The organism is Gymnodinialimonas phycosphaerae (assembly GCF_019195455.1).
In the GTDB taxonomy this organism is placed as follows: domain Bacteria; phylum Pseudomonadota; class Alphaproteobacteria; order Rhodobacterales; family Rhodobacteraceae; genus Gymnodinialimonas; species Gymnodinialimonas phycosphaerae.
Genome location: NZ_JAIMBW010000001.1, coordinates 2,880,001 through 2,904,459, shown reverse-complemented (window position 1 = coordinate 2,904,459; position 24,459 = coordinate 2,880,001). Strand labels below are relative to the sequence as shown.

The 24,459-nt window shown below is 63.7% G+C and carries 28 protein-coding genes, 1 tRNA gene and 1 pseudogene (1 of these 30 only partly in view); 17 read left to right on the top strand and 13 right to left on the bottom strand.

Annotated features, from left to right (window positions below; translation table 11 throughout):
• Positions 1-108: 108 nt before the first annotated feature.
• The 4 genes from KUL25_RS14345 (at position 109) to KUL25_RS14330 (ending at position 4,197) form a co-directional block, all read left to right on the top strand.
• Positions 109-1,386 carry an ABC transporter substrate-binding protein gene (locus KUL25_RS14345; RefSeq protein WP_257893550.1) on the top strand — a complete coding sequence of 426 codons (1,278 nt, stop codon included), beginning with the start codon at positions 109-111 and terminating at the stop codon, positions 1,384-1,386.
• Between the two features lie 152 nt (positions 1,387-1,538).
• Positions 1,539-2,375 carry an ABC transporter ATP-binding protein gene (locus KUL25_RS14340; protein ID WP_257893549.1) on the top strand — a complete coding sequence of 279 codons (837 nt, stop codon included), beginning with the start codon at positions 1,539-1,541 and terminating at the stop codon, positions 2,373-2,375.
• A complete protein-coding gene (locus KUL25_RS14335; RefSeq protein WP_257893548.1) occupies positions 2,372-2,977 on the top strand; it encodes a hypothetical protein in 606 nt (201 codons plus the stop codon). Before KUL25_RS14340 ends, KUL25_RS14335 begins: the two co-directional genes overlap by 4 nt.
• A gap of 11 nt (positions 2,978-2,988) precedes the next feature.
• Positions 2,989-4,197, top strand: coding sequence for a phenylacetate--CoA ligase family protein (locus KUL25_RS14330; RefSeq protein WP_257893547.1), 1,209 nt, complete (start codon positions 2,989-2,991; stop codon positions 4,195-4,197).
• 10 nt (positions 4,198-4,207) lie between these two features.
• On the opposite strand, the gene KUL25_RS14325 is transcribed toward KUL25_RS14330, so the two are convergent.
• Positions 4,208-4,516, bottom strand: coding sequence for an EF-hand domain-containing protein (locus tag KUL25_RS14325; RefSeq protein ID WP_257893546.1), 309 nt, complete (start codon positions 4,514-4,516; stop codon positions 4,208-4,210).
• 247 nt (positions 4,517-4,763) lie between these two features.
• On the opposite strand from KUL25_RS14325, the gene KUL25_RS14320 reads away from it, so the two are divergent.
• Both KUL25_RS14320 and KUL25_RS14315 read left to right on the top strand, forming a co-directional pair.
• A complete protein-coding gene (locus tag KUL25_RS14320; protein ID WP_257893545.1) occupies positions 4,764-6,452 on the top strand; it encodes a peptidoglycan-binding domain-containing protein in 1,689 nt (562 codons plus the stop codon).
• A 32-nt stretch (positions 6,453-6,484) separates the two neighbouring features.
• Positions 6,485-7,021 carry a DUF4329 domain-containing protein gene (locus KUL25_RS14315; RefSeq protein ID WP_257894870.1) on the top strand — a complete coding sequence of 179 codons (537 nt, stop codon included), beginning with the start codon at positions 6,485-6,487 and terminating at the stop codon, positions 7,019-7,021.
• 82 nt (positions 7,022-7,103) lie between these two features.
• Here KUL25_RS14315 and ykgO read toward each other — a convergent pair whose 3' ends face one another.
• Positions 7,104-7,229: a type B 50S ribosomal protein L36 gene (ykgO, locus tag KUL25_RS14310; RefSeq protein ID WP_008562923.1), complete on the bottom strand. Its 126-nt coding sequence runs from the start codon at positions 7,227-7,229 to the stop codon at positions 7,104-7,106.
• A gap of 163 nt (positions 7,230-7,392) precedes the next feature.
• Positions 7,393-7,467: transfer RNA gene (locus KUL25_RS14305), tRNA-Val, on the bottom strand.
• 170 nt (positions 7,468-7,637) lie between these two features.
• On the opposite strand from KUL25_RS14305, the gene KUL25_RS14300 reads away from it, so the two are divergent.
• Positions 7,638-8,495, top strand: coding sequence for an N-formylglutamate amidohydrolase (locus KUL25_RS14300; RefSeq protein ID WP_257893544.1), 858 nt, complete (start codon positions 7,638-7,640; stop codon positions 8,493-8,495).
• A gap of 125 nt (positions 8,496-8,620) precedes the next feature.
• On the opposite strand, the gene KUL25_RS14295 is transcribed toward KUL25_RS14300, so the two are convergent.
• Complete coding sequence (locus tag KUL25_RS14295) at positions 8,621-9,925, bottom strand: DNA polymerase IV (RefSeq protein ID WP_257893543.1); 1,305 nt, start codon at positions 9,923-9,925, stop codon at positions 8,621-8,623.
• Positions 9,926-9,974: 49 nt separating this feature from the next.
• On the opposite strand from KUL25_RS14295, the gene KUL25_RS14290 reads away from it, so the two are divergent.
• Complete coding sequence (locus tag KUL25_RS14290) at positions 9,975-10,283, top strand: DUF6958 family protein (RefSeq protein WP_257893542.1); 309 nt, start codon at positions 9,975-9,977, stop codon at positions 10,281-10,283.
• Here KUL25_RS14290 and KUL25_RS14285 read toward each other — a convergent pair.
• Complete coding sequence (locus KUL25_RS14285; protein ID WP_257893541.1) at positions 10,280-10,765, bottom strand: GNAT family N-acetyltransferase; 486 nt, start codon at positions 10,763-10,765, stop codon at positions 10,280-10,282. The two genes, KUL25_RS14290 and KUL25_RS14285, sit on opposite strands and share 4 nt — an antisense overlap.
• A 123-nt stretch (positions 10,766-10,888) precedes the next feature.
• Here KUL25_RS14285 and KUL25_RS14280 point away from each other — a divergent pair, with 123 nt between their 5' ends.
• The 3 genes from KUL25_RS14280 to KUL25_RS14270 are packed head-to-tail and all read left to right on the top strand — an operon-like array spanning position 10,889 to position 12,838.
• A complete protein-coding gene (locus KUL25_RS14280) occupies positions 10,889-11,779 on the top strand; it encodes an SPFH domain-containing protein (RefSeq protein WP_257893540.1) in 891 nt (296 codons plus the stop codon).
• Entirely contained in the window at positions 11,779-12,057 is a 279-nt protein-coding gene (locus KUL25_RS14275; protein ID WP_068358600.1) for a hypothetical protein, read from the top strand. Before KUL25_RS14280 ends, KUL25_RS14275 begins: the two co-directional genes overlap by 1 nt.
• Positions 12,041-12,838: a hypothetical protein gene (locus KUL25_RS14270; protein ID WP_257893539.1), complete on the top strand. Its 798-nt coding sequence runs from the start codon at positions 12,041-12,043 to the stop codon at positions 12,836-12,838. Before KUL25_RS14275 ends, KUL25_RS14270 begins: the two co-directional genes overlap by 17 nt.
• On the opposite strand, the gene pyrF is transcribed toward KUL25_RS14270, so the two are convergent.
• The 3 genes from pyrF to KUL25_RS14255 all read right to left on the bottom strand — a co-directional run bounded on the left by pyrF (position 12,835) and on the right by KUL25_RS14255 (position 14,210).
• On the bottom strand, positions 12,835-13,524 hold the full coding sequence (gene pyrF / locus KUL25_RS14265; protein ID WP_068358595.1) for an orotidine-5'-phosphate decarboxylase: 690 nt from the start codon (positions 13,522-13,524) through the stop codon (positions 12,835-12,837). The genes KUL25_RS14270 and pyrF overlap by 4 nt on opposite strands.
• 52 nt (positions 13,525-13,576) lie before the next feature.
• Positions 13,577-13,933, bottom strand: a complete 357-nt coding sequence (locus tag KUL25_RS14260; protein ID WP_257893538.1) for a hypothetical protein — start codon at positions 13,931-13,933, stop codon at positions 13,577-13,579.
• A 79-nt stretch (positions 13,934-14,012) separates the two neighbouring features.
• Positions 14,013-14,210, bottom strand: coding sequence for a hypothetical protein (locus KUL25_RS14255; protein ID WP_257893537.1), 198 nt, complete (start codon positions 14,208-14,210; stop codon positions 14,013-14,015).
• 393 nt (positions 14,211-14,603) lie between these two features.
• On the opposite strand from KUL25_RS14255, the gene KUL25_RS14250 reads away from it, so the two are divergent.
• Positions 14,604-15,107, top strand: a complete 504-nt coding sequence (locus KUL25_RS14250) for a hypothetical protein (RefSeq protein ID WP_257893536.1) — start codon at positions 14,604-14,606, stop codon at positions 15,105-15,107.
• 106 nt (positions 15,108-15,213) lie between these two features.
• Complete coding sequence (clpB, locus tag KUL25_RS14245) at positions 15,214-17,829, top strand: ATP-dependent chaperone ClpB (protein WP_257893535.1); 2,616 nt, start codon at positions 15,214-15,216, stop codon at positions 17,827-17,829.
• Between the two features lie 81 nt (positions 17,830-17,910).
• On the opposite strand, the gene KUL25_RS14240 is transcribed toward clpB, so the two are convergent.
• The 3 genes from KUL25_RS14240 to KUL25_RS14230 form a co-directional block, all read right to left on the bottom strand.
• Positions 17,911-18,105, bottom strand: coding sequence for a VOC family protein (locus KUL25_RS14240; protein ID WP_257893534.1), 195 nt, complete (start codon positions 18,103-18,105; stop codon positions 17,911-17,913).
• A gap of 376 nt (positions 18,106-18,481) precedes the next feature.
• Positions 18,482-19,000 carry a fasciclin domain-containing protein gene (locus KUL25_RS14235; protein WP_257893533.1) on the bottom strand — a complete coding sequence of 173 codons (519 nt, stop codon included), beginning with the start codon at positions 18,998-19,000 and terminating at the stop codon, positions 18,482-18,484.
• Positions 19,001-19,071: 71 nt separating this feature from the next.
• The gene (locus tag KUL25_RS14230; RefSeq protein ID WP_257893532.1) at positions 19,072-19,545 is read right to left on the bottom strand and encodes a fasciclin domain-containing protein; all 474 of its coding nucleotides are present in this window, start codon (positions 19,543-19,545) and stop codon (positions 19,072-19,074) included.
• A gap of 316 nt (positions 19,546-19,861) precedes the next feature.
• Between KUL25_RS14230 and KUL25_RS14225 the strand changes: the two are divergent.
• Positions 19,862-21,336, top strand: a pseudogene (locus KUL25_RS14225) (FMN-binding glutamate synthase family protein).
• Here the strand turns inward: KUL25_RS14225 and KUL25_RS14220 are convergent.
• Both KUL25_RS14220 and KUL25_RS14215 read right to left on the bottom strand, forming a co-directional pair.
• Positions 21,333-21,911, bottom strand: a complete 579-nt coding sequence (locus tag KUL25_RS14220; protein ID WP_257893531.1) for a hypothetical protein — start codon at positions 21,909-21,911, stop codon at positions 21,333-21,335. The pseudogene KUL25_RS14225 and the gene KUL25_RS14220 overlap by 4 nt on opposite strands.
• A 17-nt stretch (positions 21,912-21,928) precedes the next feature.
• Complete coding sequence (locus KUL25_RS14215; RefSeq protein WP_257893530.1) at positions 21,929-22,546, bottom strand: 2OG-Fe(II) oxygenase; 618 nt, start codon at positions 22,544-22,546, stop codon at positions 21,929-21,931.
• A gap of 169 nt (positions 22,547-22,715) precedes the next feature.
• Between KUL25_RS14215 and msrP the strand changes: the two genes are divergently transcribed.
• The 3 genes in view from msrP to msrQ are tightly spaced (at most 10 nt apart) and all read left to right on the top strand, a layout consistent with a single transcriptional unit that may run on beyond the window.
• Positions 22,716-23,633 carry a protein-methionine-sulfoxide reductase catalytic subunit MsrP gene (msrP, locus tag KUL25_RS14210; RefSeq protein ID WP_257894869.1) on the top strand — a complete coding sequence of 306 codons (918 nt, stop codon included), beginning with the start codon at positions 22,716-22,718 and terminating at the stop codon, positions 23,631-23,633.
• A complete protein-coding gene (locus KUL25_RS14205; RefSeq protein WP_257893529.1) occupies positions 23,633-24,037 on the top strand; it encodes a hypothetical protein in 405 nt (134 codons plus the stop codon). The genes msrP and KUL25_RS14205 overlap by 1 nt, the downstream gene beginning before the upstream one ends.
• 10 nt (positions 24,038-24,047) lie before the next feature.
• On the top strand, positions 24,048-24,459 hold the 5' portion of the coding sequence (gene msrQ / locus KUL25_RS14200; protein WP_257894868.1) for a protein-methionine-sulfoxide reductase heme-binding subunit MsrQ. It continues 191 nt past the right edge of the window; 412 of the gene's 603 nt are visible here — the first part of the coding sequence; its start codon is at positions 24,048-24,050; the stop codon falls past the right edge of the window.

Below are 24,459 nucleotides of genomic sequence, written 5' to 3'. Positions count from 1 at the left end.
CCCGCCCCGGAGGGCGGCTTTCAAAGGAACGACCACGGAAGATCCCCGGTGCTGGGAGGCGCAGGGTTTGAGCGAAATCGGAAGCGATCCATGGGAGGACATGAACCGATGAAGACTTTGACAATGATGGCTGTCGCAGGTGCGATGGCGGCGGGGCCTGCAATGGCGGACCTTGTGTTCCCGGACCTCAGCTATCGGACCGGGCCTTACGCGGCGGGGGGGATCCCGTTCTCGGACGGGTATCAGGACTACATGACCCTGCTGAACGTGCGCGATGGCGGCATCGGGGGGGTGATGACCTCGGTCCCGGAATGCGAAACGGCCTACAACACCGAGCGCGGCGTGGAATGCTACGAGAGCACGCGCGGCATGGGGGCGCTGGTCTATCAGCCGCTGTCCACGGGCATCACCTACCAGTTGATCCCGCGCACCACGGCGGACGGCATTCCGCTTCACACGATGGGCTATGGCCGGACATCGGCTGCCAATGGCGACGTGTTCAGCCATGTGTTCAACTATCCCGCCAACTATTGGGACGCGGCCTCGGTGATCGTGAACCAGTTGCTGGAAGAGAATGACGGCGACCTGAGCGGTCAGACCATCGCGCTGCTTTATCACAACTCGGCCTATGGTCGGGAGCCGATCCGCACACTGGAGACGCTGTCGGAAATGCATGGCTTCGAGTTGAGCCAGCTTGCCGTTGACCACCCCGGTCAGGAGCAGGGCAACCAGTGGCTGCAAATCCGCCGCGAGCGTCCCGATTACGTCGTGATGTGGGGCTGGGGTGTGATGAACCAGGTCGCCATTCAAGAGGCGATCAACACGCGCTACCCGATGGAGAACTTCATCGGCAACTGGTGGGCCGGTGCCGACCATGACGTTGAATCGGCGGGTGCCGATGCGGCGGGCTACCGGTCGTTGAACATGAACCGTTTGGGCGACATGCCGGTCTTCAGTGAGATCCAGGAGTTGGTGATCGACGCGGGCCTGGGCGCTGGCGATGGCAGCAACCTGGGCAACGTGCTGTACACGCGCGGCATGTATGCGGCGATGCTGGCGGCCGAGGCTGCTGCGACGGCGCAGGAGATCCACGGCGTGGCGCAGATCGATGCCTCGATGATGCGGGATGGCATGGAAGCGTTGGAGATCACCAACGCGCGTATGGAAGAGCTTGGCATGCCGGGCATCGGGCCGGAATTCGCGGTGACCTGCGAAGATCACGGCGGCACGGGCATGGCGATCATGCAGCAGTGGGACGGTGAGAGCTGGGTCACGCTGACCGATTTCATCGCCCCTGACGACAGTGTGACGCAGCCTTTGGTCATGGAAGACTCGGCGCAATATGCCGAGGAGAACGGGATCGGGCCGCAGTGCGGCGAGTCCTGAGCATGGCGTCCCTTTGGGGCGACAGCTGATCTGACATCTCCGGCGGCAGCGCGGTGTGTTGCCGCCGGATCGAGTTGTATTTGGCAAGATGAAGCGGGGGAGCGGTGCTAGGCCCCTCGCGCGCGCATTAACCTTAATTGGGGATGGACGAGATGTTGGATCAAACGACACATGTGGACGCCGAGGCGGAGACGCTTTTGGAGGTCAACAATATCGAAGTGATCTACAACCACGTGATCCTTGTGTTGAAGGGCGTGTCGCTGAAGGTGCCCAAGGGCGGCATCACCGCATTGCTGGGGGGCAATGGTGCGGGCAAGACGACGACGTTGAAGGCGATTTCCAACCTGTTGCATTCCGAGCGCGGGGAGGTCACGAAGGGCGCGATTTCCTATCGCGGCGAGCGGGTGCAGGACCTCAACCCCTCGGATCTGGTGGAGCGCGGCGTGATCCAGGTCATGGAAGGCCGCCATTGTTTCGAGCACCTGACCGTGGAGGAAAACCTGCTGACGGGCAGCTACACCCGCAAGGACGGGCGCGGGGCCATCGCGGCGGATCTGGATCTTGTATATGAATATTTCCCACGGCTGAAAGAGCGGCGGACCTCGCTGGCGGGGTATACCAGCGGCGGGGAACAACAGATGTGCGCGATTGGCCGCGCGCTGATGTCGAAGCCCGAGACCATTTTACTCGATGAGCCCTCCATGGGCCTTGCGCCGCAATTGGTGGAGCAGATCTTCACCATCGTGAAGCGCCTGAACGAAGAGCAGGGCGTGACGTTCCTGCTGGCTGAGCAGAACACAAACGTGGCCCTGCGGTTCGCCCACTATGGCTATATTCTGGAATCCGGCCGCGTCGTTATGGACGGCCCGGCGGCGGAGTTGCGAGAGAACCCGGACGTGAAGGAGTTCTACCTTGGCATGAGCGACGAGGGGCGCAAGAGCTTCCGCGACGTGCGCTCGTACCGCCGTCGCAAGCGCTGGTTGTCATGAGCACGAGTTACGGGATTTTCGGCTACCCCGATGTGCCCCGTGCGCAGGCGGCGGAGACGTTGCTTGCCTGTGAGGCCGCGCTGAGAGGGCAGGGCTGGATCGCGGGCGAGGCCGATGAAACAGCCGCCTACGCGCCGAGGGGCCCCACGTTTCGACCGGGGCCTGCCGCCGGGATCGAGACGACGGAGCATATCTTGCCCGATGGCACCGTTCTGAAATCGATCAACGGGGTGGTTTTCGCCGGACCGAAATACATCAACCACGGGCCCTTCGTGATTACGCCGAACTTCCGATGCCCCGCGTGCGGCACGGTTATGGATGGCGAGGGCGAAAGCGATCAGGCCCGCGCGCAGCAAGAGCGGTGCTTTGAGCTGTTCAACGTCTATTCCGACGGAGAGGACCCCTCGCGCGAGGTGGCCTGTGTGGCCTGCGAGGCTTCGGTCGACATCAACGCCCTGGTGGATGATGGCGCGCCAACGTTCATCCTGAGCGATGTGGCGGTGGAGTTTTGGCAGTGGCCGCCGGACAAGCTGGACACGGTGGCGGCGGTATTGGACGCGGCGCTGGGGCGGACGCATCTGCAAGGTTGGATCAAGGTATAGGGGGGCGGGTCATGCTCGACCAGAAAGACGGTTTCTTCGACGCGCTTGAGGTCCGCAGTGCGGATGCGCGCGAGGCGGCGCAACTTGACGCGCTGAACGTGCAACTGGCGCGCGTGCGCGCGGCAGAGGATTCGTGCCTGCCGGAGGGGGGCGCGTTGGGATCGTTGGACGACCTGGCCTCTCTGCCGGTGTTGCGCAAGTCGCAGTTGGTGGAATGGCAGGCGGCGAAGCCGCCCTTCGGGGGCATGACCGTGGCGAACATGGCCCATGTCTTCCAATCCCCCGGCCCGATCTACGAGCCCGGCGGGATCAGCCACGACTGGTGGCGGATGGGGCGGTTCCTGCACGCGGTGGGCATCGGCAAGGGCGATATCGTGCAGAATTGTTTCGGCTATCACCTGACGCCTGCGGGTATGATTTTTGAATCCGGCGCCCGCGCCGTGGGGGCCGCCGTGCTGCCTGCGGGCACAGGCCAGACCGAGCTTCAGGTGCGCGCGGCCCGCGACATTGGCTGCACGGCCTACGCGGGCACGCCGGATTACCTGAAAGTGATCCTCGACAAGGCCGACGAGATGGGCGAGGCGCTGGCGTTCACCCGCGCGGCTGTGGGGGGCGGCGCGCTTTTCCCCAGCTTGCGCGCGGAATATGCGGATCGCGGGATCACCTGTTTGCAGTGCTACGCCACGGCAGACCTGGGCAATATCGCCTACGAATCACCGGCGATGGAGGGGATGATCCTAGACGAGGGGGTGATCGTCGAAATCGTGCGGCCGGGCACCGGCGATCCTGTGGCCGAGGGCGAAGTGGGAGAGGTCGTCGTGACGTCCCTGAACCCCGACTACCCGCTGATCCGTTTCGCCACCGGCGATCTCAGCGCGATCCTGCCGGGCCAAAGCCCCTGCGGGCGGACAAACAGGCGCATCAAGGGATGGATGGGCCGGGCCGATCAGACCACCAAGATCAAAGGCATGTTCGTGCGCCCCGAGCAGGTCGCCGACCTTGTCGCGAAGACCGGCGTTGCCAAGGCGCGGGTCACGGCCAGCCGCGCTGGTGAAAGCGACGTGATGACCGTACAGATCGAGAGTGACGGCGCCGACGTGACCGCGCTGTCCGAAGTGGTCAAAGCCACGCTGAAACTCAGTGGCAAGGTGGAGATCGTGGCACTGGGCAGTTTGCCCAACGACGGCAAGGTGATCGACGACCAGCGCAGCTACGACTGATTGCCCGCCTCTAGTTCCCGGCCTCGGCGGCATAAAGTTCGTCCGGCGAGGCCCGGCCATCGCCGTTGGTGTCCACCTGTCCAAAGGCGATCCGGTAGGCGGCAAGCCGATTGATGCGTCGGGACATCGGCGCGCCTGCTGCGGCCATGTATTGGATGAAGGTACGAAACTCCGTCAGGGTCAGGAACTCATCGCCGTCGGTATCCGACGCCAGGAAGAACTGCACGCTTTGGGTCTCGAACTGGGCGGCGGCCTGGGTCGCTGGCACCAGGGACCCAAGGGTCAGCGCCATAAAAGCAGCGAGGGAGAATCGGGGCATTTGGTGTCTCCTACGGTAGGGGGGAACGCACGGACTTACCCGGCATCAGATGGGGGTGTCGTACCGGCGGTTCCAGGCGCAATCGCGTGAGCACAGCGTGATCGGCAAAGCCGCGCCGGTCGCGGCACCCGGTGACATCCGATGACAGGCCACCGCCCGGGCCGCCCCGCGTTTCGTTATCCGTTAACCGCGCAGTCCCGTGCTAAGCCTTGGGACAATGAACGATTCTGTTTCGGAGATTTTCAGTATGTCCTTCCGTCCCCTTGCCATGGCCGCCGCCCTTTTCAGCGGCCTTGCGGCCCAAGCCGCGCAAGCCGATACGGCCTTGCTTATGGTCAACGACCGCTATCCGCACGCCCAGAACCTGCGCGACGCCCGCCCGGTAGAGGAGTTGCGCGCGCGCCTGCTGGATGCCGGGTTCAACGTGGTCGTCGTGTCCAACGGTAACGGCGCGGATCTGCGGGAGGGGCTTTCGCGTCTGCTGCAAGCCGATGAGGAAGAGCGGATCCTGATTGCGGCCGTCGGCCATTTTGCGCGCTCCAACACCGATAGCTGGCTGTTGGGTACGCAAGCCAACGAGCCGTCGTTGGCGACAGTCGGGGGCGATGGCATCAGCATCTCGGTCCTGATGGAGGTCGCGGCCAGCGCGCCGGGGCGCTCGATCGTCATGTTTGGGCTGGAGCGGCGCCGCATCGATCTTGGCGCAAACCTCAGCGCCGGGGTCGGGCGCATTGATGCGCCGCAGGGCGTTACCGTGCTGGCCGGAGCGCCGGATGACCTTGCGGATTTCACGACCAATGCCATCTTGATCCCCGGCACCGATCTGCGGCAGGCGGTGGAAGAGGCGGGCAACCTGCGCGCCTTCGGCTTCTTGTCCTCTGCCGTGCCCTTTGTGCCGGAAGCCGTGGCGGCCCCCGGCGCGCAACAGCCGCCCGTTCAGCCCCCCAGCCCCTCGCAACCCGGCGCAGATGAGACCGCGCTGTGGAATGCGGCGCTGGAACTGGACACCGTGGGCGCCTACCGGGCCTACCTTGCGCGCTATCCCAACGGGTTCTTCGCGGTCGATGCGCAGGCCCGCGTGAATGCGTTCGAAAATGACCCGACAGCTATCGCGCGCGCTGCGGAAGAGGCCTTGGGCCTCAACAGCACCCAGCGCCAGCAAATCCAGCGCAGCTTGTCGATTCTGGAATATGACACCCGCGGCATTGACGGCATCTTCGGCACCGGCACGCGCAATGCGATCCGCGGCTGGCAGACGTCACGCGGGTTCACCGTCACCGGCTACCTGGACGGCCCGCAAGTGAACGCGCTGGGACAGCAGGCCGCCGTCCGCGCGGCCGAGCTGGAAGAGGCCGCCCGGCAGGCCCAGGAGGCGCGGGACCGCGCGGATCGGGCCTATTGGCAGGTCACGGGGCAGGGCGCCTCGGAAAGCGGTCTGCGTGCCTATCTGGAGCGTTACCCCGACGGTCTGTTCGCAGAGCAGGCCGAAGCGCGCATCGACGAGATCGAGCGCGCCGCCCGCGCCGAGGCCGAAGCCCGCGACCGCGCCGCCTGGGATGTGGCGCGCACCACGGATACGGTCCCGGCCCTGCGCGCCTACCTCAACGATTTTCCCGACGGCGCGTTCCAGCAACAGGCCCAGGCTCGCATCGATCAACTGACGGGCAGTGGCGGCGGCTTCACGGCACAACAGATCGCGCAGTTCGAGGCCCGTGAAGCGGCGCTGAACCTGCCCCCGGTCACGCGGTCCCTGATCGAGCAGCGCCTGGCGGTGCTGGGTCTTGAGCCCGGCCGTGTCGATGGCCGCTTCGACGACCGCACGCGCCGTGCGATCCGCCGCTACCAACAGGCACGGGGGCTGGACGTCACGGGCTATCTCAACCAGACGGCTGTGGTGCGGTTGCTGGCGGAAACGGTCGGCGGCATTCTTCAGTAAATCGAATTGGAAATAATCGGACTGGTTGAGTGATGCGTTCTTTCGTGACGGCCGCCTTCGCGGCGGCCCTGATTCCCGTGACCGCTGGCGTGTCGGCGGCGCAAGACGCCGCCGAACTGGCCGTAGCCCGGGGCGTGCTTTTGCAACTGCAAGCGCGCAGTTTTGCGGAAAACCTGGAGTATTGTGGCTATATCGGGCGCTTGCCCGATGGCCGCCTGACGGCAACCGAGGTCAGCCGGGGCGATACCTGGGGTTGCCTCAGTCGCGGCGATGAAAGCCGGTTCGTGGAAATCGTGGCAAGCTTCCACACCCACGCGGGCTTTGACCGCGCCGCCGACAGCGAGGTCCCCAGCACCGACGATCTGCGCGGCGATGTTGCCGAGCGGGTCAACGGCTACGTCGCCACCCCCGGCGGCCGGTTGTGGTACATTGATTATCGCCGCGCCGTGGCCACGCAGGTCTGTGGGTTGGGGTGCATGGGACAGGACCCGGATTTCATTCCCGGCGACGCAGGCCCGATCGCGCAAAGCTACACGCTACAGCAATTGCAGGTGCGCGAGGGCCATTAGGGCGGGCTTGAACAGGGCGCGGATCATGAAAAAAGCCGCCCCGGTGAGGGCGGCTTTTTCAATTCGGGTCGCTCAGATGACCTTAGCCCTGGCGGGCTTTGAACCGGCGCTGCGTCTTGTTGATGACGTAGACGCGGCCCTTACGGCGCACAACGCGGCAATCGCGGTGGCGGTTCTTGAGCGAGCGGAGTGAGTTCTTGACCTTCATGGGTCTCTCCTTCGTCGCGGCGCGTCAGCTGCGCCTGGTTTCGGTCTGGGCGCCGTGGGGGCGCCCGGTGAATATCGTGGCCCGGAGGCCTTTTGGCTCTCGGAACCGCTGCGTTCGCAGCGACCCTGTCGCCTGCACAGATTTTTCTTCGAAAAATCGTGCTTGGTGGGCGATACTGGGATCGAACCAGTGACCCCTTCGATGTCAACGAAGTGCTCTACCGCTGAGCTAATCGCCCTTCACCCCGTTGGATCGCATCCCTATGGCCAGCCAATTGGCGTAACCTCAGGCGCGGGGACCGCGTGGGTGAGTGGGCGTATAAAAGGTTGCCCCCCCACGCGCAAGGGCTTTTGGACCCGCAAAAAAACAAGCTATAACCAAAGGTGTCCATTTGTGCCCGGAGCCCGCATGCACCCCGCTTTTTGTCTTGAGCAACCGCGCGAAACCACCAGCGCCGTCGTTGTCGCCTCGCCCCATTCGGGCCGGTATTACGCGCCGTCTTTCCTGGCCGCGTCGGTGCTGGATGAGCGGGTGATCCGCTCGTCCGAGGATGCCTTCATGGACAGGCTGGTGATGGCGGCTCCGTCGTTGGGCGCGCCGCTTCTGGCCGCCGAATGGCCCCGCGCCTACCTTGACCTGAACCGCGGCGCCGACGAGTTGGATCCCAGCGTGATCGAAGGCGTGGCGCGCGGCGCGCAGACGCCCCGGATCAATTCGGGCCTCGGCGTCGTGCCGCGCGTGGTGGCCAATGGGCGCGCGATCTACCGGGGCAAGCTGACGCGGGCCGAGGCCGACGCGCGGATCGAACAGATCTGGCGCCCCTACCATGCCGAGTTGGCCCGTTTGATGGATGTCGCGAAGGCCGACTTCGGGCAGGCGGTGCTGCTTGACTTCCACTCCATGCCCCACGAGGCTCTGGACGTCGTGGCCCGCCCTGGCGCGGCGCGCCCGCAAATCGTGCTGGGGGACCGCTTCGGGGCCTCTGCCGACAGCGAGGTCGTCGACGTGCTGGAGCAGGGCTTCCTTGACGCAGGCCTGATCGTCAGCCGCAACGCGCCCTTTGCCGGGGCCTATGTCACCCACCGTTACGGGCGCCCCTCAAAGGGGCACCACGCCATTCAGGTCGAGATCGATCGCAGGCTGTACATGAATGAGCGGATGATCAGACCCAACGCGAATTTCGACGCGATGAAACAGATCGTCACGCAGGTCCTCTCCAGGGTGATCGGCGCCTTGCCCGGGCGTGTCCCCTTGGCGGCAGAGTAGCGCGTTTTTTTCAAATTGCCCGCCTGAAGGCGGATTTTCTTTAAGGGGGAGGGGCTCTGCCCCTTATGCTGCTTTTCCAGGGAAAAGCAGCATACCCCGGAGTTTTTCGGGCAAGATGAAGCGGATCAGCGCAACGCCCGCCCCTTGAGAATCGCATCGGCGCCAAACCGGTCACGGATCGCGTCCGTGGCGCGTTCGGCCTTGATGCGCGCGGCCTCTTGCGGGTCCAGCAGATTGCCTTCGCGGTCGGCCTGATCCTCGGGCATCAGGTCGGCGACGCCGACGCCAAGCAGGCGGTAGGGGCCCACGCCGGGACGGTGTAAATCAGGGTGCGGATGGTCCATCCTGTCGAACAGCGCGCGGGCGGTGGCGTAAATGCGGTCGGCGGTCTGGGTCGCATCAGGCAGCGTTGTCCGGCGCGTGATCAATTTGAAATCCGCGCGTTTCAACTTCAGCGTTACCGTGCGCCCGGCGATTCCCTTGGCCTTCAACCGATCCGAGACCTTTTCGGCCATGCGCCAGATATGGCCGTCCAGAAGGTCCACGTCCGAGATGTCGTCGTTGAACGTCGTCTCGTTCGACACGCCCTTGACCGCACGGTCGCGTTTGACGGGGCGGTGATCTTCGCCGCGCGCCAGATGCCAAAGGCGTTCGCCCATCGACCCGAACCTCTCGTGCAGGCCCTGCCGTTCCCAGCGTTGCAGGTCACTGAACGTGTGAATGCCCGCCTTGTTGAGCGAGGCCTGACCGACGGCGCCAATCCCCCAGATCATCTGCACCGGCTTGTCGTGGAGGAAGTCCCGCGTCTCGGCCTTGCCGATGACCGAGAACCCACGTGGCTTGTCCAGATCGGACGCGATCTTGGCTAGGAACTTGTTGTGCGACAACCCGATGGACCCGGTGATCCCGATCTCGTCGCGCATCCGTTTCACCAGCCGCGCCAACATCGCGGCGGGGGGGCGGCCATGGACGCGGGCGGTGCCGGTGAGGTCCATGAACGCCTCATCCAGCGACAGGGGTTCGATGGCGGGGGTGAGTTCTTCCATGAGTTGGCGAATCTGTTTGGAGACCTCCACATAGGTATCCATGCGCCCGCGCACGACGACCGCCTCGGGGCACAGCTTCAACGCCTGAAACATCGGCATCGCAGACCGCACGCCCTTGATCCGCGCGATGTAACACGCCGTCGACACCACGCCCCGCCTGCCACCGCCGATGATCACGGGCTTGTCGCGCAGCTCTGGATTGTCGCGTTTTTCGACGCTGGCATAGAACGCATCGCAATCCATATGGGCGATGGAGAGGTCGAACAGTTCCGGGTGCGCCGTCACACGCGGCGACCGGCACGCCGGGCAGCGTCGTGCCTTTTGGCGCGCATGGGGGGGCGCGTCCTCAAAGGTTTCCAGACAATCGCGGCATAGGGCGGACATGGAAGCCATGATACGCTTGTTTGCAGACGGTCGAAAGGAGGGGGCTGACATGAGTGAGCAGAGGATTGCCTGCCGTACGCCCACCGAGGGCAGCAAGGGCACGACCAACATCCCGGAGTGGAAGTTCGACCTGCTGCGCGCGGCGATCCTGGAGGTCGTGGGCGCAGCAGGGCCGGAGGGGATGTTCAACAAGGACCTGCGCGACGCCGTGGGGGCGAAGCTGAGCGCCGAGGATCTGGAGCGTCTGGGCAAGTTGGGATGGCACGTCGTGACGGTGAAGTTGGAGCTGGAAGTGCGCGGAGAAATCGCGCGGATGGACGTAAAAGGCCCGATGCGGATCGCGCGGGTCTTGGGCTAGGGTCGCTTGGGGCGTGGTCGACCCGGCCATGGCTTTACAGCTTTCTCCATATAGACGCGGTCCAGACCCTTCTCTGTTACCCGGTGGGTCATGGTATAGCCATGGCGCTCATACATGGCGATGTTGCTCTTCATTTTCTCGTGCGTGTAGAGGCGGATGCGTGAAAAACCGGCCTCGCTGGCAATCGTGTCCGCGCTTTCCAGCAAGCGCCGCCCCCAGCCCTTTCCTTGCATGTCGGGACGCACGGCCATGTTGTCGAGAAGCAGCGTATCGCCTTGATCGAGCAGCACCATGACCGTGAAGATACCATTGTCGTCCTCGCTCACTCCGACCCATTTTTCCGCGACCAGCTTGGCGTAGTCGTCCAGCATGGGGCCCGGTGTCGCGCCGATTTCGTCGATCCACGGAGTATAGGCGGCGCGTACCAAAGCGGTGATCACCTTGGCATCCTCGGGACGTGCTTTGCGTATCGGGATCGTCATGGTTGGCCCTTTCGTTCGCAAGTGGCGGGAAACTTGCCCAAAATTAGGGCTGGTCGTGCGGGCCGATACAATCCATATCCTGTGCATATGAAGCCGGAAGATCAGATTAGAGGGTTTTTGACCATGCTGGAAGACATTCTAGGCGGGCTTGGTGGGGGTGGCGTGCTCACACTCGCGATCGCACTTTTCATCATTCTTTGCGTCTACCTGGGCATTCGGATCGTGCCTCAGTCCGAGAAATACGTGGTGGAGCGCTTCGGGCGCCTCAAATCCGTGCTTGGGCCGGGCATCAACATCATCGTGCCGTTCCTGGACCGCGTGGCCCACAAGATTTCGGTGTTGGAGCGTCAGTTGCCCAACGCCGAACAGGACGCGATCACCAAGGACAACGTGCTGGTGAAGATCGACACCTCGGTGTTCTATCGCATCATCGAGCCGGAAAAGACCGTCTACCGGATCCGCGACGTGGACGGTGCCATTGCCACCACTGTCGCCGGTATCGTCCGGGCCGAGATGGGCAAGATGGACCTTGACGAGGTACAATCGAACCGTTCCGCCCTGATCACGTCGATCAAGGAACAGGTCGAGCAGGCGGTGGAAGACTGGGGGATCGAGGTGACGCGCGCTGAAATCCTTGACGTCGATCTGGATCAGGCCACCCGCGACGCGATGCTGCAACAGCTCAACGCCGAACGCGAACGCCGCGCCGCCGTGACCCGGGCCGAAGGCCAGCGCCGCGCGGTGGAGCTGAACGCCGACGCGCAGCTTTACGAGGCCAAGCAAGTGGCCGAGGCCCGCCGGATCACCGCCGACGCCGAGGCCTACGCCACGGGCGTTGTGGCCGAGGCCATCGCCAAGGGCGGGCTTGAAGCCGTGCAATACAACATCGCGCTGGAGCAGGTGAAAGCCATCGGCACCATGGCATCGGGGGCGGGCAGCAACACGATCGTGGTACCTGCCGATGCCGTGGATGCCTTCGGCAAGGCGTTCCAGATGTTGAAGGGCCGTAGCTGATGGATCTGCTGTGGGCACAATGGTGGGTCTGGGGCGTCGCGGCCGTGGCACTTGCGGTGGGAGAGGTGCTTTTGCCCTCCTACGTGCTTCTGGGCTTCGGGATCGGCGCGGGCGTCGTGGCGCTGCTGTTGCTGGTCGGCGTCTCGTTCGGCGGTTCTTTGCCAGCGCTGTTGCTGGCCTTTGCGCTTATGTCCCTGATCGCATGGCTTGGGTTGCGGCGCTGGTTGGGCGTGATGCATGGCCAGGTGAAAACCTTCGACCATGACATCAACGACTGACCTGAATGTCTACGCCTCGCTGTCTGACAGGGCGGCGGCGCTCAGCGCCGATGACGACCTGATCTTCACATCGGCCGACTTCCCCAAGACGTTGCCAGATCACACCGTCTTCGACGGCTTTGCCATCGACACCGGCTTCAGGCGGTCGATGGGCTGGGCGGGCGAGGGCGACATGCCCTTCGAGATCGTCGACCAGAGCCCCGGTTTCAACGCCGTCGCCGACCCCGAGGGGTATCGCCGCATCGGCCTGTGGCTGATGCATCTGCTGCTGTCGGATCGCGACTGGGCGGGGCTGACACTGACCCATCAAGAAAGCCATGTGCAGGTCTTCTATGCCCGCATTGCACGGCCCGCCCTGCGCGACCACAAGCTGGTGCAAACCGCGCCGATCACCTTCGCCAGTTATGAATACTGGCCACAGGAAGTCTGGCGGCATCCCTTCGCGGACGCGGCGATGGCGCCGGTACACCGGGTTGCGGAACAAGACCGCCCATTCTTCGCCTTTGGCTGGAGCGATCACGCGGACCGGATGCGGTTCGACCCCGCAAAGGCGGATCAACTAATCCTGGAAGCCACGCCCGAGGGGATCGCCGCCATGGCCTGCGTGCTGATGGATATGGCGCATGAGACCTTGGGCCGGGAAGAGATCAACATGGAGCCGCCCCTGATCGGCTTCGCGAGTACCCAGCCCCGCAGCCTGGAGGCGCGTTTCTGGCTTTCTGATGCAATCTGCTTTGCCGCCCCGGACGTGGCGAGCGTCAGGATACCGCAGCGCGGCTAGGGCAGTTCGGACAGCACCATCTGCGCCGCCGCGCGGGGGTCTTGGTGCTGCCAGATCGGGCGTCCGACGACGATATGGTCGGCCCCGTCAGTGATCGCCTGGCGCGGCGTGGCGATGCGTTTCTGGTCGCCCGAGGCAGCACCGGTGGGGCGCACGCCGGGCGTCACGATCAGGCGGCCCTCGGCCTGGGGCAGGGCGCGGATCATCGCGGCCTCTTGCGGGGAAGAAATGACGCCATCGGCCCCCGCCTCCAACGCGCGGGCGGCACGCTCGACTACCAGATCAGGGATCGCCCCATCGCGGATCAGGCAATCATCAAGATCGCTTCGGTCCAGCGAGGTCAGGATCGTCACGGCAAGGATCTTCGTATCACTGCCCGCCGCGCCTTCTTTCGCGGCGCGGACAACGTGAGGGTCGCCATGGACGGTCAGGAAATCGAGGTTGAACTGCGCAAGGCCGCGCACGGCGGCCTCGACCGTGGCAGAGATATCGAACAGTTTCATATCCAGGAAGATGCGCTTGCCGTGGTCCTGCTTCAGCTCATTGGCCAAGGCCAGCCCGCCGCCGGTCAGCATCCCCAACCCGATTTTGTAGAAAGACACGGCATCGCCCAGTCTTTCGGCAAGGGCCAAGCCTTGCACGACATTGGGCACGTCGAGGGCTACGATCAGACGGTCATCGGCCATGGGGGCGCTCCTTTGGGATGGTGCATCCGTGTAGGCGGGCGCGGGCAAGGGGTCAACCGAAGGGCAGGCAGTCCGGCTCGGTCATCGCATTGATCGCGCCGATGAACTGAGAGCCAACCGGCGAGGCCAAACCGTTGAATTGCTGCCCCGGAAGGACCGCAACAGTGCCGCCCGGTCCCGTGTATTCAGCGATGTCTTCGGAGGGGTCGCGGAACCCGTCGCGGGCATTGGTGCGGATCAGAACCTCCAGCGTGGAGAAGAGCGCGGGCGCGCGACCCTCCCGGATAACATGGTCAGGGGCGCCGGAGCCGAAGACGTCGGGGGACTGCATCACGCAGCGGTAGGTTCCATCGGGCGTGATCGACAGGGTGCCGACCTGGTCCACGGCGGCGCCGTCATTACCGGTCATCTGAACGAAAAGCGCGGCTCGGGCGTTGAGGTTGAGGGCGTGCACCCCAGCAGCAGAAGAAGGGGAAGCGCGCGCCAGATCATCCGGGCGTGGCACCGGAAAGCGCCGCGTCGCGCAGGCCGCCTGCGATGCGGGCGAATTCGGCGGTGAACGGCCCGTGCCATTCCACGGGGCGGCGCTGAATGCCGGCGGCATTGACGTATTGCGCCTCGGCACGAAAGGCGGCGGCGGCCGTGTCGTAGGCGACGCGATGAAGGCTCAGGCAGTTTGCAGACATGGTCATATCTCCAAATGAGGGGTCCTGGGGACGCCAACTGTGAGGGTTATGTGGGAACATAACGCATCATGTCGAGATCAGGTTCCCCTTACCCTATGGGCCCCTTTGTGGCCCAAGTCCCTTTAACCGGCAGTAAACGACCCGGGCCGCCGAACACCAAGACAGCGACCCGGGTCTGCACGCAGGGCATAGTGCCCGCATGCTTGAGGGAAGGCGGTGCCCGTATGGGGAGGGCAGGCACCGCCCGAGACGGAAGGGGGGTCCGAAGCAAATCGGGACTTCGTCTCTTGCACTTGATATGGGAAGCCTCCGCTGCGCGTTCGCGGGGAAAAACCGGTGCGCGGTTCCCCTGGAGGGCTTGGCAGCCCTGTCTCCGCGCGGCATCCTTGCGGTGTGCAGGACCCCGATGACATCCACGCCGCCCTTGCGGCCTTCGACGGCACCGATGTCGCGCCGCTGAAGGCGGTGGCGCGAGACGGCCTGACGCCGGACGCCCTGGCTACCCTGATCGCCGCCATTCCCGGCCCGGACGAGGTGGCAACGACCTGGCTGTTGAAGGCTCTGGTCGAGCGGGGGCAGATTGGCGCGGGCGCGCTTGCCGACGTGTTCGACCGCCTGCCGCAGATCACCGCGCCGGACGCCGCGCTGCACATCCTGCAATGCGCGCAATACGCCCCCGATGCGGCCCCGGTCCTGCGCCCGCACCTGGCGCCCTTCCATGGAAGCAAGAAGATCTTCCTGCGGGTCTGGGCGTTTGACGCCTATTGCAGGGCGGCTGACCCGGCCGAGGATCTGTCCGAGCGGATCCTGCAAGGCCTGACGGACCGCTCTGCCGCCATGCGTGCAAGGTCGCGGGCACTGGCGCGGGATTTCGGAATTGATCTTGGTCAAGCGTGATCTTGAGAACCGATTATAGGCTTCCCATCTTATGGGGTGAGGCCCCATTTCGGTATGCCGCTTAAGCGGGTGCCAGCCACGGGGCGCTTTATTTGAGGAGAATACCATGAACTTAGAGAAGTTCACCGACCGCGCGCGCGGCTTCTTTCAGGCCGCTCAAACCATTGCGCAACGCGAGGACCACCAGAAACTGGTGCCCGAGCATCTTTTGAAGGCCCTACTCGATGATGATCAGGGGCTTGCGAGCAACCTGATCGGCCGCGCCGGCGGATCGCCCGAGCGTGTGATCGAGGCGTTGGATGCGGCGATGGCCAAGCTGCCTGTCGTCACCGGCGACGGCGCGCAGGTCTATATGGACAAGCAGTTGGGCAAGGTTCTGGACGAGGCCGAGAAGGTCGCGACCAAGGCGGGCGACAGTTTTGTGCCGGTCGAGCGTATCCTGACCGCCCTGGCGATGGTGAAATCCGGCGCGAAGGACGCACTGGATGCAGGCGCGGTGAACGCGCAGGCCCTGAACGCCGCGATCAATGATCTGCGCAAGGGCAAGACGGCCGACAGCGCAAGCGCCGAAGACAACTACGATGCGCTCAACAAATACGCCCGCGACCTGACCGAGGCCGCGCGCGAGGGCAAGATCGACCCGATCATCGGACGCGACGAAGAAATCCGCCGCGCCATGCAGGTGTTGTCACGTCGGACCAAGAACAACCCCGTTCTGATCGGAGAGCCGGGCGTTGGTAAAACCGCGATTGCGGAAGGTCTTGCGTTGCGCATCATCAACGGGGACGTGCCTGAAAGCCTGAAGAACAAGACGCTGATGTCGCTGGACATGGGAGCGCTGATTGCTGGCGCGAAGTATCGCGGTGAGTTCGAGGAGCGGCTGAAAGCTGTCCTGGGCGAAATCGCGAATGCGGCCGGCGAAATCATCCTGTTCATCGACGAGATGCACACCCTTGTGGGGGCGGGCAAATCTGAGGGTGCGATGGATGCGGCGAACCTGATCAAGCCTGCGCTTGCGCGCGGCGAGTTGCACTGCATCGGCGCCACGACGCTTAATGAATACCGCAAGTACGTGGAGAAAGACGCAGCCCTTGCGCGGCGGTTCCAGCCGCTTGTGGTGGAAGAGCCGACGGTGGAAGACACCGTCTCGATCCTGCGCGGCATCAAGGAAAAGTACGAGCTGCACCACGGTGTGCGGATCAGCGACTCGGCCCTTGTTGCTGCGGCGACCCTGTCGCATCGCTACATCACCGACCGCTTCCTGCCCGACAAGGCCATCGACCTGATGGACGAAGCGGCGTCGCGTCTGCGGATGGAAGTGGACAGCAAGCCCGAGGAACTCGATGCGCTTGACCGTCAGATCCTGCAATTGCAGATCGAGGCGGAGGCGTTGAAGCAGGAATCCGACACGGCCTCCAAGGATCGGTTGGAAACGCTGGAAAAGGACCTGTCCGGCTTGCAGGAGCAATCCGCCGAAATGACCGCCAAGTGGCAGTCAGAGCGGGACAAACTGGAATCCGCACGGGGCCTCAAGGAACGCTTGGACCATGCCCGGGCCGAGTTGGATCAAGCCAAGCGCAACGGCGATCTGGCCAAGGCCGGAGAGCTGTCCTACGGCGTGATCCCGCAGTTGGAAAAGGAACTGGAAGCCGCCGAAGCGCAGCCCGACGATGTGCTGGTCGAAGAAGCCGTCTTGCCTGAACAGATTGCCGAAGTGGTCGCGCGCTGGACGGGTATTCCGGTCGCCAAGATGCTGGAGGGTGAGCGCGAGAAACTGCTGCGCATGGAAGATGAGCTTGGCAAACGCGTGATTGGCCAGTCCCAAGCGGTCAGCGCCGTGTCGCGTGCCGTGCGCCGGGCCCGCGCGGGCTTGCAGGACGAGGGGCGGCCCTTGGGCAGCTTCCTGTTCCTCGGGCCGACTGGCGTGGGTAAAACGGAACTTACCAAGGCCCTGGCCGAGTACCTGTTTGATGATGACCAGGCGATGGTCCGCATCGACATGTCAGAGTTCATGGAAAAGCACGCGGTGGCCCGGCTGATCGGCGCCCCTCCGGGCTATGTCGGCTATGACGAGGGTGGCGTTCTGACCGAAGCGGTGCGGCGCAGACCCTACCAGGTGATCCTGTTCGACGAGGTCGAAAAGGCCCACCCAGAGGTGTTCAACGTGTTGCTGCAAGTGCTTGACGACGGCATCCTGACCGATGGTCAGGGGCGTCAGGTGGACTTCAAGCAGACGCTGATCGTGCTGACTTCGAACCTCGGATCCCAGGCGCTGAGCCATCTGCCAGAGGATGCTGACGCAAGCCAGGCACAGCGGGATGTGATGGACGCGGTGCGCGCCCATTTCCGCCCCGAGTTCCTGAACCGTCTGGACGACATGATCGTCTTCGATCGCCTCACGCGGGACGATATGGACGGGATCGTGAAGATCCAGTTGGGTCGTCTGGAACGGCGTCTGGCGGCGCGGAAAATCCAGCTTACGCTGGACGACGCGGCGATGACCTGGCTGGCCGACGAAGGCTATGATCCGGTCTTCGGGGCGCGTCCGTTGAAGCGGGTGATCCAGCGGTCGTTGCAGGACCAACTGGCCGAGATGATCCTTGCCGGTGACATCAACGACGGCTCGGAACTTGCGGTAAGCGCCGGGCCCGATGGGCTGATCGTGGGCGACCGCGTGGCGCCGTCGAACCGGCCAAAGCCGGATGATGCGGTGGTCCACTAACGTTCCACCCGGCGCCTGACGCGGTCGACATGGACCTATAAGCTGATTGAGCGGCCCCCATCGCGGGGGCCGTTCACGTTTCTAAAGCGCGCGGGCAACTTCCGCGTAATCGTAGGTCGTCACCTCGAACCGGTTGCCGTCGGGATCACGGAAATAGATCGACCACGACGGATCGTGATCGACCACGTCGGCGGATGTCACGGCCGCACCCTTTGCGTTTATCAGATCGAATTGACCCAGCCGCGCGCGAAATTCCAGAAAATCGGGGCCAGACACACGGAACGCGATGGTCGCGTCACGGGACGGGGCGGCGCACCCCCGCGCAAAAAGCGACAGGGTCGGCGTGCCATCGCCCCCCTACAGGATCAGCGGCCCCATCGGGTCGTCCGCCCAGGCCGCTAGCGGCGCGTGACGGCGTAGGCCCAGTATGCGGGCGTACCACTCGGCGGCGACCTCTCGATCGCGGACTTCACATGGACGTGGTCGATCTTCAAGACATGCATGGGAACAGGGAACCTGACACGGCGGCAGGAAACAAGCCCCTGGGTCGGGGTTCATGCCAAGGGGTGCCGATTTGGTGAAAGCTGAAAAATGAATGAAATCAATAATATAATGAGGGTGTGCAACCCTGCACACCCCCTCGGTCAGTCTCTCAGTGAGGCAAAAGGACCGCGTCGATGATGTGAACGACACCGTTGGAGGCGAAGACATCCGCCGTCGTCACGCGCGTGTTGCCGTTCAACATGACAAAGCCATGGCGCCCGTCCACGCGGATCGGCTGGCCCTGCACCGTGCGATGCACCGCACCGACCTGACCCACGAATTGGGAGGCGGGGTAATAGTCGGGCGAGACGTGATAGGTCAGCACATTGGTCAGCGCCGGAATGTCGGCCAGAAGCGCGTCGAGCGTGCCGGCGGGCAGATGCGCGAAGGCGCGGTTGGTGGGCGCGAACACCGTGAAGTTGCCGCGGCCCGACAGCGTATCCACAAGGCCCGCCGCCTGAACGGCGGTCACAAGCGTGGAAAGGTCGGGCGTGGCCACGGCCAGTTCCACGATGTTGGAGCTGCCGGTGACAGCCAGCGCAGGCGCGGCGAGGCCCGCGAAAGGTGCGGCGGCGGCAAGGCCAGCGGTGCGGGTGATGAAGCTACGGCGGTTCAGAGTGCGGTCCATGATGGTCCCCTTTTTGGTTGGTGTTCTTGAAACGGAATGCGGAGCGACCAAGGCCGCCCCGCGCCTGTGGCTTACATTGCCGGGATCAGAACGCTGTCGATGACGTGGATGACGCCATTGGAAGCCTCGATATCCGCAGCGACGACCGTGGCGTCGTTGATCATCACGGCATCACCCAAGGTCACGGTGATGTCCGCGCCGTTCACGGTGGTGGCGGTCATGCCGTCGGACAGATCGCCCGACATCACGGCACCGGCAACAACGTGGTAGGTCAGGATGGCGGTCAGCGCTTCGGTGTCGGCCAGAAGCCCTTCCACGGTGCCCTCGGGCAGGGCGGCGAAGGCGTCATCGGTCGGTGCGAACACGGTCAGGGGGCCTTCGCCGGACAATGTCTCCACCAGGCCAGCGGCTTCGGCGGCGGCGAGCAGCGTGGTGAACGTGCCGGCATCGGCGGCTGTCTCAACGATGTTCATCCCGTGGCCGTCAGCGAAAACGGGGGAGGTGAGGGCGGTGGAGGCCGCGAGGGCAAGGAGGGCTTTACGCATGGTATTGGTCTCTCTCTCTCTGTTGTCTGGGTGTGGGCATCACGCCCACAGTCAACGGCTTCTGCCTGCTGACGATTGATCATCTGCACCGAGAAAAAGCCTTTTCAACGGAAGCGAATTTCCGCTGGGGGGATTGATCCGAAAAGCGGCTGGACTAAGCCGCGCCCCGCGCGTGTTTCCAGTCACACTTCGGTGAGATCATGTGACCGGCCGTTATGAGATGTTTCGATTTCTCTCACGTATGCTTGCGATCTGACCTGTCGACTGACCATGATGGCGCAGTCCAAAACGGAGCGCGCTGATGGAAATGCCAACGATGGAAAGGGTCTCCGTCTTCCTGGATGCCATGGCGGTCGTGTTCTGGCTGGTGATCGGCTTGGCCGCGCTGGCGGCGGTGGTGCTGTTCGTGCTTGATCGGTTCCAGACCAGCGATGCGATCCGGCACAATTACCCGGTACTGGGCCGCTTCCGGGGCTTGTTCAGCAGCCTCGGCGAATTCTTCCGACAGTATTTTTCGCCATGGACCGAGAGGAATTGCCGTTCAACCGTGCGCAGCGTGAATGGGTGAAGCACGCGGGCGAGGGGAAATCTTCGACCCTGCCGTTCGGCTCCACACGCAATATCAGCGTTGTTGGCACTCCGCTGTTCGTGCCCTCGACGTTTCCCCCGCTTGATGACCAATTCGCCAGCAGTGAGCCGCTTGTAATTGGCCCCCATTGCGAGATGCCCTATGCGGCGGGCAGTTTCTTCAACCTGTCGGGCATGTCCTACGGGGCGATTTCCAAACCTGCGGTGCGGGCCCTGTCGCGGGGCTGCAAGGAGGCAGGGTGTTGGATGAACACTGGCGAAGGGGGCTTGTCACCCTACCACCTGGAGGGTGGGTGCGACATCGTCTTTCAGATCGGCACCGCCAAGTTCGGCGTGCGCGACGCGGCGGGCGGGCTGGATGAGGGCAAACTGGCGGAAATCGCCGCCAAGCCCGAGGTCAAGATGTTCGAATTGAAGCTTGCCCAAGGGGCCAAGCCCGGCAAGGGCGGTATCCTTCCCGCCGCCAAGATCACCGAAGAGATTGCAGAGATCCGGGGCCTGCCAAGGGGGGTGGACGGGATCAGCCCGAACCGCCACCGGGAAGCGGGCAATGTGGAAGAACTGTTGGACCTGATCGCCCGCATTCGCCGCGTCACCGGCAAGCCGGTGGGGATCAAGACGGTGATGGGCGATCCGCAGGTCTTCGATGACCTTTTTGTTGCGGTCATGGCGCGCGGCGAGGAAAGCGCGCCGGATTTCATCACCCTTGACGGGGGCGAAGGCGGCACGGGGGCGGCGCCGATGCCATTGATGGACCTTGTCGGCATGTCAATCCGGGAGGCCTTGCCGATCCTTGCCGATGCCCGCGCCCGCGCGGGGCTGAAAGAGCGGGTGCGGATCGTCGCGTCGGGCAAGTTGGTGAACCCGGGCGACGTGGCCTGGGCCTTGGCAGCGGGCGCGGATTTCGTGACATCGGCGCGCGGGTTCATGTTCTCGCTGGGCTGCATCCAGGCGCTGAAGTGTCACAAGAACACCTGCCCCACGGGCATCACGACCCATAACCCGCGGTTCCAGGAGGGCCTTGACGTGAGTGACAAGAAGGTGCGGGTGGCCAACTACGCAAGGAACATCGTGAAAGAGGTCGAGGTGATCGCCCATTCCGTCGGCGTGAGTGAGCCAAGGTTGATGCGGCGCGAACACGTGCGGTTGGTGCAGCCCGACGGCAGCAGCCTGCCGATGGATCGGTTGTTCCCGACGGTCTAGGCGGCCCCGTTTGTGGCCCCGTACTTGGCGGTGTCAATTGCCCCGTCGATCGCGTCATCCTTGTGGTCCGCATAGGGGCCGTCTTGGTCGACGTAGTGCAAAAAGGCCTGCACCTGTTCATCACCGGTGTAGGCTTCGCGCCAATGCAGCACCTCACATCCTTTATAAAGCATCGCATCGCCGGGGCTGAGGTGGACCGGCACCTCGTGGCCACGGCTTTTCACGAAGATCGGCCAGTCGACGTCACTAGCCCCGCCGAGGTTGAGCGTGATCGAATACTCGCACGCCGGGCGGTCGCGGTGTTTGTGCAACGTGTTGCCGCGCTGATAGATGCGATAATAGACGTAGGTGCGAAACAGGCGCTTGCCGGTAATCTCTTCCAACCGGGGGCGGAGCATTTCTTGCAGGCGCTGGAGCATGCCGTTGTCGCGCCCGGCGGGCGCGCCGGGCACCGTGGTATCGGCCTGCAACCGGCCCGCTGCGGCATCGAATTTGATGACCTGCTGACAGAATGCTACCTGCTTGGGGTCCACAAACTGCGGCAGCACCTGATAACTGTCGTGTGCGAAAGACATGAAACGCCCCTTGATGCTCAGGCGCCGGGGCGCGGGATGCGGACCCAGCAGTTGATGCTGAAGCGCCCATCCTCGGCCCGTCCCGAGGGCACGGAAATCGGCAGCACTTCGTGCGGGGCGAAAGAGGGGAAGACCATCAGCGCGTTGTTCGTGGCCTCGAAGTCCTGGTAGCCGCCGCCGATCAGCGAATGGAGGCGAAACTGCCCGCCGGTGAACCGCTGCGGCATCCGGCACATATAGTAGACGGCGCTGATGTAGCGGTCGGTTTCATCCGGCATCTTGGTGCGGGTGTCGATATGACGTTTGAAGAAGCCGCCGTCCTGATGCAGTGCGGCGCCGATCTCGAACGAGAAGTCGTCGCGCATGGCCAAGCCGATCTGCGGCACCACCTCGGGCAGGATGGCCCGGATCGCGCCCTTGAACTGTTTGCGGATCTCGGGCTGCAAGGTCGCCGTCTTGGCGACGCGGTTGTCAGACAGGACATGGCCGCCGCCGCCATGATCGTGTGAGAACACGGTCGCATCCTCGAACGCCGAGATGCCTTCTGACAAACTGTCGAGGATCGCCCGGTTGAACGCGGGCGGTAAAAAGTCCTGCGTATAGTAGTGCTTCGAAAGGTACTGGGCCTCGGACATGATCAGCCTTTCAGATGCGTTTGGGCGCCATAACAGGGCAAGGCCCCGGGGCTGTCAATGCAAGGGCAGGGGAGCGATTATTACAGGTCGCCAACCGTTTCGTGAGGTTAATTGTTTTTGCACGGCGGCGAGGGTCGCCTAGATGAGTGTCAAACGTATTGGAGGAACCATGGCTTACCGCTGGAAAAACGACCTGACCTGGGACGACGTCACGCCCGAGGCGCAGTTTATCAACCGCCGCCAGATCATGGCGGGCGCAGGCGGCCTGCTTGGCGCCGGCCTGATCGGCGGCGCGGCGCGGGCGCAGGACGATCCGCGTCTGGCGCTGGAGCCCAATAGCTGGGAAGAGATCACGACCTACAATAACTACTATGAGTTCGGCACCGGCAAGAGCGACCCCGCCAACAACGCCCACACCCTGACCACAAGCCCCTGGGCGATCGAGGTCGACGGGCTGGTCGACAACCCTGGCACATATTCGCTTGAGGATATTCTGAGCGAGGTGGAGATCGAAGAGCGGATTTACCGTCTGCGCTGTGTCGAGCAATGGTCAATGGTGATCCCCTGGAACGGGTTCGAACTGGCCGATCTTCTGAACCGTGTGGGTGTGCAGGACGGTGCCCGCTACGTCGCCTTCGAAACGGCGATGCGCCCCGAAGAGATGCCGGGCCTGCGCGTGCCGGTGCTGGACTGGCCCTACAAGGAGGGTCTGCGTCTGGACGAGGCGATGCATCCCCTGACCATCATGGCGACGGGCATTTATGGCCGCGACATCCCGAACCAGAATGGCGCGCCGATCCGCTTGGTGGTGCCGTGGAAGTATGGCTACAAGTCGATCAAGTCGATTGTGCGGATTTCACTGGTCGAAGATCAGCCGACAACAAGTTGGAGTGAATATTCGGATCGCGAGTATGGTTTCTACAGCAACGTGAATCCGAACGTGGATCATCCGCGCTGGTCCCAGGCCGACGAGCGACGCATCGGCGGGGGCTTGTTCGCGAACCGCCTGCCGACGTTGATGTTCAACGGGTACGAAGATGACGTGGCCAGCTTGTACGAAGGCATGGACCTGGAAGTGTACCACTGATGCGGCATTTGCTTGCCATGGCCGCAGTGCTTTGCGCTGTCACCGTTCCGCCGGCGGCGTCGGCGCAGACCGGCCCGATGCCTGTGACCGAGGTCACGCCGGATGCCTGGCTGGAAGCTTTGGATGGCGCGCGCATCCGCACGCTTTACGATAACGTCGGTCAGCCGTTCCTGTTCGAGTTACAGGATCGTGACGTGGCGAACCTGTTCTCTTACGGCTACAACTACACGGACCTCAACGCCCCCGATGGGCGCGTCATCCGTCTATATACCTTCGTGCGGTTTATCGGCGGCGAGGAACAGGACGAACGCTGCATGGCACGGCTTGTGATTGACGACACTTATCGGGGCGGCGTCGTCGGCGGCAGCTTCGACTCGGTCGTGTGCAGCGCAGAGATCGATTGATCCCATGACAATGATGCAAACCCTCAACACCGCCGTGCGGCGCGTGCCGGGATGGGTCCTCTATATACTAGGGGGCGCATACGGCGGGTGGCTGTTCTACCTGGGCCTGACCGGAGGCCTTGGCGTGGAACCGATCGAAGCGCTGGAGCATGCCTATGGGGATGTCGCGCTGAAGCTGATCATTGCGGGGCTGGCCGTCACGCCGCTGCGCCAGCGGGTCGGGGTGAACTTCTTGTCCTGGCGCCGCGCGATTGGGGTGCTCGCCTTCTTCTTCGTGTTGGCGCACTTTCTTGTCTGGGCGGTGCTGGACGTGCAGCGGCTTTCAGCGATTTGGGCAGACATTATAGAGAGGCCCTATGTGACCATCGGCATGGCCGGGTTTCTGGCGCTGATCCCGCTGGCGCTGACATCGAACAACTTCA

Excerpts from the sequence above, each read along its gene's own strand:
- KUL25_RS14345 (WP_257893550.1), top strand. The coding sequence starts at position 109 with ATGAAGACTTTGACAATGATGGCTGTCGCAGGTGCGATGGCGGCGGGG.
- KUL25_RS14340 (WP_257893549.1), top strand. The coding sequence starts at position 1,539 with ATGTTGGATCAAACGACACATGTGGACGCCGAGGCGGAGACGCTTTTG.
- KUL25_RS14335 (WP_257893548.1), top strand. The coding sequence starts at position 2,372 with ATGAGCACGAGTTACGGGATTTTCGGCTACCCCGATGTGCCCCGTGCG.
- KUL25_RS14330 (WP_257893547.1), top strand. The coding sequence starts at position 2,989 with ATGCTCGACCAGAAAGACGGTTTCTTCGACGCGCTTGAGGTCCGCAGT.
- KUL25_RS14325 (WP_257893546.1), bottom strand. The coding sequence starts at position 4,516 with ATGCCCCGATTCTCCCTCGCTGCTTTTATGGCGCTGACCCTTGGGTCC.
- KUL25_RS14320 (WP_257893545.1), top strand. The coding sequence starts at position 4,764 with ATGTCCTTCCGTCCCCTTGCCATGGCCGCCGCCCTTTTCAGCGGCCTT.
- KUL25_RS14315 (WP_257894870.1), top strand. The coding sequence starts at position 6,485 with ATGCGTTCTTTCGTGACGGCCGCCTTCGCGGCGGCCCTGATTCCCGTG.
- ykgO (WP_008562923.1), bottom strand. The coding sequence starts at position 7,229 with ATGAAGGTCAAGAACTCACTCCGCTCGCTCAAGAACCGCCACCGCGAT.
- KUL25_RS14300 (WP_257893544.1), top strand. The coding sequence starts at position 7,638 with ATGCACCCCGCTTTTTGTCTTGAGCAACCGCGCGAAACCACCAGCGCC.
- KUL25_RS14295 (WP_257893543.1), bottom strand. The coding sequence starts at position 9,925 with ATGTCCGCCCTATGCCGCGATTGTCTGGAAACCTTTGAGGACGCGCCC.
- KUL25_RS14290 (WP_257893542.1), top strand. The coding sequence starts at position 9,975 with ATGAGTGAGCAGAGGATTGCCTGCCGTACGCCCACCGAGGGCAGCAAG.
- KUL25_RS14285 (WP_257893541.1), bottom strand. The coding sequence starts at position 10,765 with ATGACGATCCCGATACGCAAAGCACGTCCCGAGGATGCCAAGGTGATC.
- KUL25_RS14280 (WP_257893540.1), top strand. The coding sequence starts at position 10,889 with ATGCTGGAAGACATTCTAGGCGGGCTTGGTGGGGGTGGCGTGCTCACA.
- KUL25_RS14275 (WP_068358600.1), top strand. The coding sequence starts at position 11,779 with ATGGATCTGCTGTGGGCACAATGGTGGGTCTGGGGCGTCGCGGCCGTG.
- KUL25_RS14270 (WP_257893539.1), top strand. The coding sequence starts at position 12,041 with ATGACATCAACGACTGACCTGAATGTCTACGCCTCGCTGTCTGACAGG.
- pyrF (WP_068358595.1), bottom strand. The coding sequence starts at position 13,524 with ATGGCCGATGACCGTCTGATCGTAGCCCTCGACGTGCCCAATGTCGTG.
- KUL25_RS14260 (WP_257893538.1), bottom strand. The coding sequence starts at position 13,933 with ATGACCGGTAATGACGGCGCCGCCGTGGACCAGGTCGGCACCCTGTCG.
- KUL25_RS14255 (WP_257893537.1), bottom strand. The coding sequence starts at position 14,210 with ATGTCTGCAAACTGCCTGAGCCTTCATCGCGTCGCCTACGACACGGCC.
- clpB (WP_257893535.1), top strand. The coding sequence starts at position 15,214 with ATGAACTTAGAGAAGTTCACCGACCGCGCGCGCGGCTTCTTTCAGGCC.
- KUL25_RS14235 (WP_257893533.1), bottom strand. The coding sequence starts at position 19,000 with ATGGACCGCACTCTGAACCGCCGTAGCTTCATCACCCGCACCGCTGGC.
- KUL25_RS14230 (WP_257893532.1), bottom strand. The coding sequence starts at position 19,545 with ATGCGTAAAGCCCTCCTTGCCCTCGCGGCCTCCACCGCCCTCACCTCC.
- KUL25_RS14220 (WP_257893531.1), bottom strand. The coding sequence starts at position 21,911 with ATGTCTTTCGCACACGACAGTTATCAGGTGCTGCCGCAGTTTGTGGAC.
- KUL25_RS14215 (WP_257893530.1), bottom strand. The coding sequence starts at position 22,546 with ATGTCCGAGGCCCAGTACCTTTCGAAGCACTACTATACGCAGGACTTT.
- msrP (WP_257894869.1), top strand. The coding sequence starts at position 22,716 with ATGGCTTACCGCTGGAAAAACGACCTGACCTGGGACGACGTCACGCCC.
- KUL25_RS14205 (WP_257893529.1), top strand. The coding sequence starts at position 23,633 with ATGCGGCATTTGCTTGCCATGGCCGCAGTGCTTTGCGCTGTCACCGTT.